The sequence below is a fragment of the Sphingobacterium hotanense genome, assembly GCF_008274825.1.
GTDB lineage: Bacteria > Bacteroidota > Bacteroidia > Sphingobacteriales > Sphingobacteriaceae > Sphingobacterium > Sphingobacterium hotanense.
Window position 1 is genome coordinate 3,490,799 of the sequence record NZ_CP030848.1, and the last position, 12,099, is coordinate 3,502,897.

The window sequence follows — 12,099 nt, forward strand, 5'->3', positions numbered from 1 at the left end:
AAATTAATTGAGAAACAAAAAAAATGAAAACATTTAATTTCATTAAACAATGTACGGCTGTTTGCCTAACGCTGGGCCTATTCTTGCTACAAGGTTGTGAGAAAAGTGAAACAGCAGCCGACAATGACGGAAATACCACCGTATTGGTAAAGGTAGTGGGGTCAAAAACAAATGAAGCATCCACTACGCTTCCTCAAGTAAAAGCTTTTGATGTAGATATCAAAAGTGATAACGCCGAGAACGCCCAAGTACAGATTACAGCGGAATCAAGTGTTGAAAATGGATTTATCTCTAGTCAATCAAATTTGATCAGCTCGTCAAAGCGTTCTACTGCCACGGGGTTAAAAGCAGCAACAAATGCCGAAAAGGGTGCAAAATATCGCTTGATGTTATACTACAAGGATAGCGGAAAATTCTATAAATCAATGATGATGAACGCCGATGAGTTGGCGAAATTGGAACTTCCAAGCTATAACACTTTTACTTGGGTCGCCTATTCACACAACGAGAATAAGGACATCGCCGTACCAAGTGATGTGCAAAACCCAAAAATCACTTCTTCCATCAATAAACCATTGTTGTATTCAAGTGGTGAAATCGAAGTAGAAGGCGGCCAAGTCACGCTTGATATCCAATTTAAATACCTACAGGCACAAGTAGTTGTGGAGTTGAACGCGACTCAAATGTACGGCAAATTGGTTTCTGTAAAAGCGAAGTTCGATAAAACTGACTATATCAAAACTGGAACCCTAAATTTGAGGACAGGAAAAATGGAGAATGTCCAAAGTGCTAATATCAGCGATTTGACATTCTATGATGACGTAGAAGGGGCAACAAAATACGCTTCCTACTATACGATCGAACCGGAAAGACTTACTCAAATAGGCGTTATTTTTTCAGAAATTCAGGTGAAACTTGATGAAAGTGGTGAAATCCGCTCCGGATTGACAAATGCTGGAGTAGCACAATTGGTAAAATTCCCTTTTACAAACCCAGGAGCTTCAAAAACGCTTAAAGCGAAATTGATGGTTACAGGAGGCTACTACCTCGTACGCGGAATTAAATGGTCTCCGGGCTATTTATATATCCATTCTGATGGAAGTTACCGATTCCGTGCGGACCAGAAATACATAGGATATCGCGACTGCGAATTCTACTGGAACTGGAAATCGACTACTCCAAAAGGTAAACCAGGTAGCGGAGACCCTTGTTTGAAGGTTTATCCAGAAGGTAACTGGCGGATGCCGACACATGCGGAGATCACTAAAATGGCGGGCACTAAATTAGCTGGCGGATCTAACTATGTCGCGTACCCAGATGACCAAAGCCCAAATAAATTTATGTACTTGATGACGCACGGAATCATGTGTGGCAATTATTGCACAGCATCATGCACTGGATATGGAAAGATTTGGTCGAGCACCCAAAAATCAAGCTGCTACGCCTATATTTTGGAAATCGAACCAACTTGTAGAAAAGCGTGGGTGACGCATTTATCGACTACTTATCGACTACCAGTCCGTTGCGTAAAAAACAATTAAGCAAGTACAAACAACGTTGAGAAAACATTTTTTTTATACATAAAGGTTTCAATTTATAATTGTTTTTTCATGTTAGCTTTCCATTTACCTATGGAAAATTGACTATTGCTTTACAAAGCTCCCCCGCTCGGGGGAGCTGCGTTTTAGGCTAATGGTAACCTTCGTAGTATTCCCCTCCGCAGGTGGGTTGTTTTGGATCGAATATCGAAAGTGTTTTAAATAAGGAGATCGCCATCTCCTTATGTCCTTGTCCATTTGGATGCAAGGGATCATTCAACAGCTTCCTAGACCATTGCTCTTTATACTTTTCCTTCAACTCCCCGTTCCAAATTTCCCACTGATTGACGAAAATAACCTGTTCCTTCTTGACCAACGCTACCATCTTAACAACATAGGCCTTCAGGTTTGCACGCTCAGGCGCATGGGATTCTAAAATAGGAGTCGGACTGAGTACTACCGGAATAGCACCGATAGCACGGATCTTTCTAATCAAATTCTCTAGATTTTTTCCGTATTGCTCCACAGAGATAGATTTATCACTTGCCGCATCGTTAGTTCCGATCATTAGAAAAACTACCTGCGGTTTGCTATGCGCAACGCGCCAATCAAAATCGTCTAGAATATTTTTAGTTGTATTTCCACTTACTGCGGTATTAACGATCAAATCGCGTGATCGTCCCATCTCGTAACGCACGCGCTCAAAGAATATCTCCGAATAGATCCGCATACCGTGGGTATGTTTCGCCCCTTGGGTAATACTGTTCCCTGTAAATAACCAGGTGATAGGCGTCTTGCTTTTAAGCATCTCGGCGATCGCACGCTTGTCCTTTTCGAGCGAATCGACTAAAGTGTGACTGGCAGCAGTTTCCAAATGCGTTTTAGCATAATCCACTGGCGTCAGACTTGCATGATATAGAAATAGAGATGTAAAGCAAGTTAAGATTGCATTGTTCAGGTTCATGGTAGGATTGATTTTTTGATTGAACTTAAGTTACGATTTTTGTAAGAGTTTTGACGTCAATATGCGCCGCTTATCTACAAAAAAAGCTGTCCTTCAAAAGATCAATCCTAAATGCGACCTTCTTTACTGTTTTTTTAAGGAGATCCAGTTCTTTGGTTCTATCTCAAATTTTAGAGTTGACCCACTGACTTCAAACGGCATTTTAAACGATCCGTCCTCAACGATTACGCCCTTATTGGTCTTCGTATCGAACGTGTATGTCCCTTCCCAGTCGTTAGGCTGATTGTATCCTTCAACTTTTCCGCCGGTCTTAAATTCTAGGGTAATTTTAACGGGTTCCGGCAGCCCTCCAAACGTCCCTCTTCCTTCCCATTTAGTATCAACCAAATTGATCACTTCGGTCTCAGTCGAGTCGTCATCCTTGCTGCAAGAAAATAAGGTAATAGATAGCAATAGGAAAGCATAGATTAGTTTTTTCATAGTGTGTGATTTATGTGTGTGTGATAAAAAATTTAATCAAACACTATGCCGCTTAAGGTCTGCTTTTATTCTTACCCAATTCAAACCCCATGTATAACCCTTTCGGAGCGGTTCTGATACGGTTATGTATTGGGTTTGAATTGGGGTTGAAAGGGAATTGAGGTTTAGATGTTAGATATTAGATGTGAGACATTAGAGGTGAGACATTAGACTTTTTTAAATATTCTGAACCAGGAAAGGAAGGATGCAAGGATAGACAAGATCCTGTTTATCGTTTTTTTTCCTTCCTTTCCTGGTTCAAAGACAATGCGCCCATCCTAAATCCTTTTTTCCGGTTCAGACAATGGGGGTCTATTATCTAAAAAAAGAGGCCTCGAGGGCCTCTTTTTATACTGAAAATGTTCTATTGAATTTAGTTGATTAATTCCTTGAGGGTAATCACTGGTTTTGTACCTTTTACTACCATCTGCAAGTCTCTTTGCTGATGTGGGTTGTAATAGATAGAAGATGTTGTTGATACGGTTCCGATAAGGTTTCCTTTATTATCAACGACAGGTGCTCCACTGGATCCTGCGGCATAATCTGCTGTGATTTCCATCTCTGGATATTTCGTGCTATTTCCCGAACGATCGCTCTTCATGTAGTTTCTAGCAACAATACCTTTTGAGAAGTAGAACAACATATTGTTTGGGTTGCTTAATACAAAGACGTCAGCACCTAATTTTGCGGTATTTCCTAATCCAAATGGTGTGAGTTTGTCTCCTTTGGTATCTACTCGTAGAATTGCTAAGTCATTTTCTTTGGAGTTGGTCAATACCTCCATGACAGGGTAGACTTTGCCCTTCGCTGTCATGATCTGTAGCAATAATTTGTTTCCCGCAGTGTCTGCATAGGCTTCCACCACGTGGTGGTTAGTTACGATCAAGCCGTCTTCATCAATTACATAGCCAGAAGCAGCATTCACGTGTGTTTTATCACATTTACCGCATAGGTAGGCTTCACTGACAACAACGGTTGATTCTAAAGCACGTTCAGCGATCGCTTCAGCGCTAAGCTCCTTTGTAGCCGGCTTGACAGATTGCACTTTCACTTTTTTATTTGCATTCGCTTTCAATTGCGCAACGGCATCTTGTGGTGTCAAGAATTTGGCTGTGGACATATTTGCTGTTGCTTCCTTTTCCATTAAATCGAAGTATGCTTGATTGTCGTGGAAGATATGATCTACTTTTTTTTGTTGTGCCTGCACGTTCAAGACGAACAACACGGCTAAAATGGATAATTTAAATGGGGCTTTCATTCGTTTTTAATTTGGTTTATTGTTCTTGTTTATATTTTCAATGAAATCATTGCGAATATATTAATTATGACGTGCTTATATCCTCTTAATTAATATACTTTCTGTTTTGTATAAAAAATAATACAAACAATTATAATTTTAGCAATGGTTTACACTCTTTATTTAATTTATTACAGGTTTTTATGGACTTAGATTCGAGAATGTTATGGATTAGAATGGCTTTCGTATCTGTTACGGGATGGCTGTCTATCGTTATATGGGAAGATGTTTTAATTTGCTTTTGAAGATGGTCTATTTCGTTGTTGAAAGACCGCCGATTTTATTGTGAAAAGACGTGCTATCCTATGCCGAAAAACGTGCTAGCGGAGCCCTTTAGTGAAAGGGCTCTACGCGGTTCGTCCTGGCTAATCCCTATATAGATTCAAATTTATAGGTGTTAAATATGTCGCCAATGCGTAGAGCCCTTTCACTAAAGGGCTCCAACAATACAGTCCAAAGTATATTTTATAGAATGTTTCGATGTATGAATAGTTAATGCTCTTATTATCTGTTTTATTTTTGCTAATAATTTTAGTTTTAAACATTCCTTGTTTGCTAATTATTTTAGTATTAATTTTGTTTTGAAAGCCTTGAACAAGGAGGTATGATGTTAAGAAACAGAGAAGCATTAATCAGTCAGCTAAAAAACGACATGTTGCTTTGGCAGGGGGTAAAACCTCGGGACAGCCAAGAGGAGCGTCTTGGTTTAGGACCTATTGAGGAAGCTTTTCCCAATGGTATCTTTCCTAAGGGCAGCATTCATGAGTTTATCAGTAGAGGTCGAGAAGAGGGTGCTAGTTCCTGTGGTTTCATGAGTGTTTTGCTTGGGAAGCTAATGAAGAGCAAGGGTGTCTGTCTGTGGATCAGCAGCTTTAAATCTTTATTTCCTATTTCTATAAAGAGTTTTGGTGTTGAGCCTGAGCGTGTTGTTTTCATCTGCATGCAAAGGGAGAAAGATGTGCTTTGGGCGATGGAGGAGGCATTAAAATGTCCGGGCATTGCCGGGGTTATTGCGGAGGTGCACCAACTGGATTATACACAGACGCGCAAATTACAGCTTGCTGCAGAAAAGACCCAAGGTGTTGGTTTTATTTTACGTCATAATCCGCGCAGTTTGGCGGCCACTGCCTGCACAGCACGTTGGCAGATTAAGCCTTTGGCGAGCTATGCCGAGGAGGGTTTGCCGGGCATCGGCTTTCCACGCTGGGATGTAGAACTCCTCAAGGTTCGAAATGGTAACCCCGGGCGTTGGGAAATGGAGTTTTCCAATTTAGGTCTACGTCCTATTTTTCAAAAATCGAATACATCTGTTTTATGCAGCAAAACACAGCAGACAGGTTAATGCGTCATGAAAAAGAGATATGCTTCCATCTGGTTTCCCTATCTGACAACAGATTGGCAAAGCAAGCGTCAACCCGCTTTGCGAGATACCCCTTTTGTGTTTGCCCATCCTGTACATGGGCGTATGTTGATCAGTGCTGCTAATGCTGCTGCAGAGAAGCACGCCGTGGTACAAGGGATGGTTGTGGCCGATGCGAAAGCCTTTCTTCCTTCGTTGGAGGTGCTGGATGAGCGCCTCGGGCTTCAGGAGAAATTATTGAAAGCTATAGGTCTTTGGTGTATTCGCTTCACTCCTATTGTTGCCTTAGACGAGCCTGATGGACTTATCCTTGATATCAGCGGCTGTGCGCATCTTTGGGGCGGCGAAAAAAAATACCTACAACATATTATTTCACGTTTTGCACAATACGGTTATCAGGCTCGCATGGCTATCGCCGACAGCATAGGAGCTGCCTGGGCAGTAACCCGCTACGGAAAGAGCAATTCTATTGTTGAGAGCAACACCCAACTGGAGGCACTATTAAACCTCCCTCCTATGGCTCTACGTCTGGAGGTACCTATTGTGGAGCGGATGTACCGCTTGGGCTTAAAGAAAATCAAAAGCTTTGCGGGCATGCCACGTTCCGTACTGCGGAGGCGCTTTGGCGATCATACGGTTTTAAGATTAGCGCAAGCCATAGGCTCTGAGGAGGAGTTTATCCTTCCCCTAAAACCTATTGCGCCTTATGAGGAGCGACTTCCCTGCTTAGAACCTATCAATACCGACAAGGGGATTGAAATTGCTATCGAGAAATTGTTGGAGGCGCTTTGTGGGCGACTGGCAAATGAGGGCAAGGGCATTCGGGAAGCCAGTCTGATTGGGCACCGCCTGGATGGCAAAGTGGAGCAGATCAGCATCGGCACCAGCCGTTCGACCGCCCATATCCCGCATCTTTTCAAGTTATTTGCGTTGAAGATATCGCAGATTGAGCCTGCCTTAGGGATTGAGCTCTTTATCTTACAAGCCCATAAGGTAGAAGATGCGGAAGCGAATCAGGAAATTTTATGGGATACCCGCACGGGACTGGAGGACAGCAATCTGACGGAGCTATTGGACCGCTTGAAGAACAGGGATACGGCCTGCGAGATCTTTCGTTACTTCCCGGATCAGCATTATTGGCCGGAACGCTCCATGCGTCAAGTTTCTTCCATCATAGAAAAGGCTGGCTTCGACTGGCCTTTGGACCGGCCTCGTCCGACTCGGCTATTGGCCCGTCCTGAGCGCATCCATGTAACAGCTCCCATCCCGGATTATCCGCCTATGGTTTTTCAATACAAAGGTGTCCGTCATCCGATTCGGAAGGCGGACGGACCGGAGCGCATTGAAAGAGAGTGGTGGATCGACCCGGGGGAGCACCGGGATTACTATGCGGTAGAAGATGATCAGGGGCAGCGATATTGGTTATACCGTTCGGGGCATTATGGGGATAAGGAGTCGGATGAGTGGTTTATACATGGATTTTTTGCATAAACGATGGGTTATATAGAATTACAGGTGACGAGCAATTTCAGCTTCCTCCGCGGAGCCTCCCATCCGGATGAATTGATGGAGCAGGCTGCGCTTTTGGGCTATCAAGTTCTTGCTATCAACGATCGTAATACTTTTGCGGGGATTGTCCGTGCGCATGTTGCAGCCAAGAAACATGGCATCCGTCTGATTCCCTCCTGTCGCTTAGATTTATTGGATGGACCTAGCTTGCTAGCTTACCCTACAGATCGAGCAGCTTATGGGCGTTTATCCACCTTGTTGAGCGTGGGGAACCTACGTGCAGAAAAAGGACAATGTCATCTGTATAGAAAGGATGTGTATGAACATGCCGAAGGGCTCAAGTTTGTGGTATTACCGCCGGAGAAGCTGGATGCAGCTTTCTGTTTGGACATTGCCTATATGCAGGATATTCGCGATTATCGGGATAATCTAGGTTCAGATCTTTATCTCGGCATCAACAAACTGTATCGAGGAGATGATGCGAAGATGATTTTCCGCCTACATCAATTAGCGAAAGAGCTGAACGTGAAGTTGGTCGCCTTGGGCGATGTCTATTACCATAGTCCGGAGCGGCGTGAGCTACAGGATGTCCTGACCTGCATACGGGAGAAATGTACGATACACAATGCCGGTTTTAAGCTGCATGCGAATGCGGAGCGTTATTTAAAGCCTGCTGAAGAGATGGAACGTTTATTTCGACAGTATCCGGACGCTATCGCCCATACGGAGGAAATAGCTCAGGCTTGCAATTTCTCTTTAGACAGCCTAGAATATGTCTACCCGACCGAGTTAGCACCTGACGGCCGTACGCCTCAGGAAGAGCTCGTTCGTTTAACCTGGGAGGGCGCAAGGGCTAAATTTGGAGAAGATATCCCGAAGCATATTCTCGACACGATACATATGGAGCTGGAATTTATTGAGCGTAAGAATTATGCTTCTTATTTTCTAACGGTGCATGACTATGTTCGTTTTGCGCGTGAGCGTGGCATCCTTTGTCAGGGTCGCGGTTCGGCGGCCAACTCAACGGTTTGCTTTTGTTTAGGCATTACCTCGGTTGACCCCTCGAAGATCAAACTGCTGTTTGCACGTTTTATGTCGGATGCGCGGGATGAACCACCCGATATTGATGTTGATTTTGAGCATGAGCGCCGTGAGGAGGTCATACAATACATTTATGAGAAGTATGGGCGCAATCGCGCCGCTATAGTAGCGACGGTTACCCAAGTTCGTTCGAAGGGCGCATTACGGGACGTGGCAAAGGCGATGGGCTTATCATTGGATGCCGTAGGTCGCTTGTCTGGGGTTATCAGCAGCTATTGGGATAACCATGTGGATCAGGAACGCTTGATTGAACAGGGTTTTAATCCTGAGGATCCGAATCTGCAAAAGGTCTTGGCACTCGCTTATCAGTATATGGGTTTCCCTCGACAATTGGGGCAGCATACGGGCGGTTTCGTGATTACGCAAGGGAATCTGCATGAGCTATGCCCATTGATCAATGCGCGGATGGAGGGGCGAACTAATTTGGAATGGAACAAGGACGATCTGGAAGCCTTGGGATTCTTAAAGGTAGATGTGCTGGCCTTGGGTATGCTGACCTGCGTACGTAAGGCATTTGACCTAGCGAAAAAGCATTATAAGGAAGATTTTACGCTAGCTAATATCAAGCAGGATGACCCCAAAGTTTATGATATGATCTGTAAGGCCGACACCTTAGGGGTCTTTCAGATTGAGAGTCGCGCGCAGATGTCTATGCTTCCGCGATTGCGGCCGCGGAAGTTCTATGACTTGGTTATTGAGGTTGCTATTGTTCGTCCGGGGCCTATACAGGGCGATATGGTACACCCTTACCTGCGTCGCAGGAATGGTGAGGAGCCGGAGGAATATCCGAAGGAGGAGCTACGGGGCGTATTGGAAAGGACAAAGGGCGTTCCTCTATTTCAGGAACAGGCGATGGAGATTGCTATTGTTGCTGCGGGATTTACGCCGGCAGAGGCGGATGAACTTCGTCGCAGTATGGCGACCTTTAAAGCGAAGGGCAAAGTATCTGCTTTCCATAAAAAGATGATTGATGGCATGGTCAGCCGTGGGTATACGCAAGAGTTTGCAGAACGGGTATTCCGACAGCTGGAGGGATTCGGGAGCTATGGTTTTCCGGAGAGCCATGCTGCTTCTTTTGCTCTGTTGGTATATATATCTTCCTGGATCAAATGCCATTATCCGGATATTTTTGCAGCGTCTCTACTGAACAGTCAACCTATGGGCTTTTACCAGCCTGCACAGATTATCATCGATGCGCAGAAACATGGCATCCAGATTCTTCCTATTGACGTCAACCTCTCCTCTTGGGACAATACTTTAGAAGGAAAAACCGGCAGTAAATGGCATGCTATCCGATTGGGATTGCGCCAGGTTAAGGGTTTACAAGCTGAGGATGCGGAGCGCTTGCTTGCCGGTCGGATAAAGCCTTATCAGTCGATCAACAGTTTAATTGACGCAGGGCTCACGACTGCATTATTGGAGCGATTAGCGGATGCGGATGCTTTTGGCTCCCTAGGTCTGGATCGTCGGCAAGCCTTATGGGAGATATCGGCACTTGCAGATACTCCTATTGCGCTATTTGAGGGACAGGCCTCGGAAAGCACACAGGAAGGACAAATTGAACTGCCATTGATGAGCCAAAGCGAGCATGTTGTGCAGGACTACGCTGCTACGGCCTTATCCATCAAAGCACATCCTGTTAGTTTTTTACGCAGGAAATTGGATTTATTGCATGTAATCCCAACTGCTAAGCTATCTGAGGTAAGGAATGATATGCCTGTCAAGGTATGTGGATTGATCACGGTGAGGCAGCGCCCGGGAACAGCAAAGGGGGTTCTCTTTGTGACGATTGAGGATGAAACGGGTTTTGCTAACTTGGTTATCTGGGGTACTGTTTTTGAGAAATATAGACGAGAGGTGCTGCGGGCAAAACTCTTCATGGTGTCTGGCAAAGTACAGAAAGAAGGGGATGTCATCCATGTGATTGCGCAACGTTGTTTTGATGTTACGGGTTTATTGAAGGATTTAACAGAAGATCAGCATAGTGAAGAGGCTTTTCATAAGGGAAGGAATTTTCATTAGGAGAAAGACCTCGAGAAGATCAACACATCCCTTTTCCTGTTAAGCAGATTATTCATTAACAGACATGTTTGAGGTTAAAAACTTATCTATGGTATTGATTTCATTCATGGTTATATAATTGTAAATGGCGTGTCCCATATTTTTTAGTATATGAATCTCAGATTGTTGAATACCCAGGTCCTTCATTTTTTTATGAAGCGCATAGGCGTACGCGACATTTATTAATTCATCTTGTTCCCCATGAAACGTTAGCAATGGGGAAGCATTCTGTTGGATATCATCTGTATTTGATAGTCCTCCCCAAAAATTAACAACGCAGCGAATGGGCATTACTTTTTGCTTGGAGCGATAAGCCGTATATAGCGCTGTCATCGCCCCGGCAGAACCACCAGAAATAGCAACTCTGTTAGTATCCAACGCATAGGTTCCTGCGTTTTCTTTGATCCATTGCAATGCTAATTCGGTATCAGCAGACGCTATTTTTACCGCCGTTTCTAAACCGTCATGGAACTTTCCAGCTTTTGGAAGTCCGTCCTTCATATTGGCACCTGCAGATGCCCCTTGAATCTTATTTTGCTTTAAATAGAGATAGTAATTTATAGAGACTACCGCATAGCCTTTGATCGCAATTTTTTTGCATAACGCCACATTCCCTTTTGCACTCTTGTCGCCACCAGAAAAACCTCCTCCATGGATAAAAACTAACACTGGCAGCCTATTCGCAGACTTCAAATTGGGGAGATATAGATCTAATAATCGATCTGAAGACGTATCCTGGGCAATCCCCTCCGGCGCTGCAGCATACCTTATATCACGTTTTACCGTAACTACCGCAGTGTCTGAAACGGACTGTGCCTGTGAATACAGGAACGCATAAATGAGCATTGGTATCATTAGCATGATCCTAATTACAAATTGTTTGCGTCGCATATTATTTACGTTTTGTCTTGAATTCGCCATAGTTTTATATATCATTACTTTCCCGCCAGTGACAGCAGTTCCTTGGATAGAGATTTTATTAAGAGCCTTCTAAAAATTATAGTAGAGAAGTAAACCTAAATAAAGAATGCCTGAGCCATGGATAGAAACTGTTAATTGTCTTTATTGAATATACGACTTTATTTTTTGGGAAAATAAAGCGTTTTTGGCTACTTAATTAAACCTCAAACGTTTTTGATTAAAACATGCTAAATACGGCAATGATGCCATATAGGCTTATATCTTTCTTTTTAAATACTAGTTTCAAAGCTGCCATTGCTTTCGAACGAGCAAAGTATATGTTATTTGCCGTTGTACCTAGTGTCGTACAGATTTCATTGGTATCCATTCCTTCTAAATAAGTCATTCGAAATACTTCAGCTTGATATTTCGGCAGCTTATCCAGTTCCAATATAATTTGCTCAATAAGTTCTGAATAAATGATATCAGTTAGAACATCAGATCGATTTTCGATTTTATCCCACAACAGCTCCTCTCCTAGATCCACCGTCTTCCGAAAAGCAGAACCTACATGATCATAACATGCATTTCGTGTAATAAGAAAAAGGAAAGACTTAATAGCTTGTAATGAAGATGCATTAGCTCGATTAAACCACAGTTTGCAAAACGATTCGGATACAATTTCTTCAGCTGCTTCGCGGTTTTTGGTAATCCTATATGCAAATACAAATAATTGCTCAGCGTATTGGCTCATAAAATAACGAAGCCCCAGCTCGTCTCCGAGTTGCAACTTTTCAAGATATTGGCTATCTAGGGTAGATTTTTGGTTGAACTGTTTCACAATGAGCGT

The 12,099-nt window shown here is 43.5% G+C and carries 9 protein-coding genes; 4 read left to right on the forward strand and 5 right to left on the reverse strand.

Annotated elements, in window-relative coordinates; genetic code table 11:
• The first annotated feature begins 23 nt into the window (after nt 1-23).
• Complete coding sequence (locus tag DSM08_RS14720; RefSeq protein ID WP_149526867.1) at nt 24-1,541, forward strand: hypothetical protein; 1,518 nt, start codon at nt 24-26, stop codon at nt 1,539-1,541.
• A gap of 148 nt (nt 1,542-1,689) precedes the next feature.
• Here the strand turns inward: DSM08_RS14720 and DSM08_RS14725 are convergent, their stop codons facing one another.
• From DSM08_RS14725 to DSM08_RS14735, 3 genes are all read right to left on the reverse strand, one after another.
• Nucleotides 1,690-2,502: an SGNH/GDSL hydrolase family protein gene (locus DSM08_RS14725; RefSeq protein WP_149526868.1), complete on the reverse strand. Its 813-nt coding sequence runs from the start codon at nt 2,500-2,502 to the stop codon at nt 1,690-1,692.
• Between the two features lie 123 nt (nt 2,503-2,625).
• Nucleotides 2,626-2,982, reverse strand: coding sequence for a hypothetical protein (locus DSM08_RS14730; RefSeq protein WP_149526869.1), 357 nt, complete (start codon nt 2,980-2,982; stop codon nt 2,626-2,628).
• 412 nt (nt 2,983-3,394) lie between these two features.
• A complete protein-coding gene (locus DSM08_RS14735; protein ID WP_149526870.1) occupies nt 3,395-4,279 on the reverse strand; it encodes a S1 family peptidase in 885 nt (294 codons plus the stop codon).
• A 643-nt stretch (nt 4,280-4,922) separates the two neighbouring features.
• On the opposite strand from DSM08_RS14735, the gene DSM08_RS14740 reads away from it, so the two are divergent.
• Genes DSM08_RS14740 through DSM08_RS14750 form a run of 3 tightly spaced genes read left to right on the forward strand, consistent with a single transcriptional unit; the run spans nt 4,923 to nt 10,310 of the window.
• A complete protein-coding gene (locus DSM08_RS14740) occupies nt 4,923-5,660 on the forward strand; it encodes an ImuA family protein (RefSeq protein ID WP_223110823.1) in 738 nt (245 codons plus the stop codon).
• Nucleotides 5,661-5,666: 6 nt separating this feature from the next.
• Nucleotides 5,667-7,169, forward strand: a complete 1,503-nt coding sequence (locus DSM08_RS14745) for a Y-family DNA polymerase (RefSeq protein WP_149526871.1) — start codon at nt 5,667-5,669, stop codon at nt 7,167-7,169.
• A gap of 3 nt (nt 7,170-7,172) precedes the next feature.
• Nucleotides 7,173-10,310 carry an error-prone DNA polymerase gene (locus DSM08_RS14750; protein ID WP_149526872.1) on the forward strand — a complete coding sequence of 1,046 codons (3,138 nt, stop codon included), beginning with the start codon at nt 7,173-7,175 and terminating at the stop codon, nt 10,308-10,310.
• Nucleotides 10,311-10,358: 48 nt separating this feature from the next.
• Here DSM08_RS14750 and DSM08_RS14755 read toward each other — a convergent pair whose 3' ends face one another.
• Together DSM08_RS14755 and DSM08_RS14760 are read right to left on the reverse strand one after the other, a co-directional pair.
• Nucleotides 10,359-11,270: an alpha/beta hydrolase gene (locus DSM08_RS14755; protein ID WP_246172287.1), complete on the reverse strand. Its 912-nt coding sequence runs from the start codon at nt 11,268-11,270 to the stop codon at nt 10,359-10,361.
• A gap of 217 nt (nt 11,271-11,487) precedes the next feature.
• Complete coding sequence (locus DSM08_RS14760) at nt 11,488-12,090, reverse strand: RNA polymerase sigma factor (RefSeq protein ID WP_149526874.1); 603 nt, start codon at nt 12,088-12,090, stop codon at nt 11,488-11,490.
• Nucleotides 12,091-12,099: the final 9 nt, after the last annotated feature.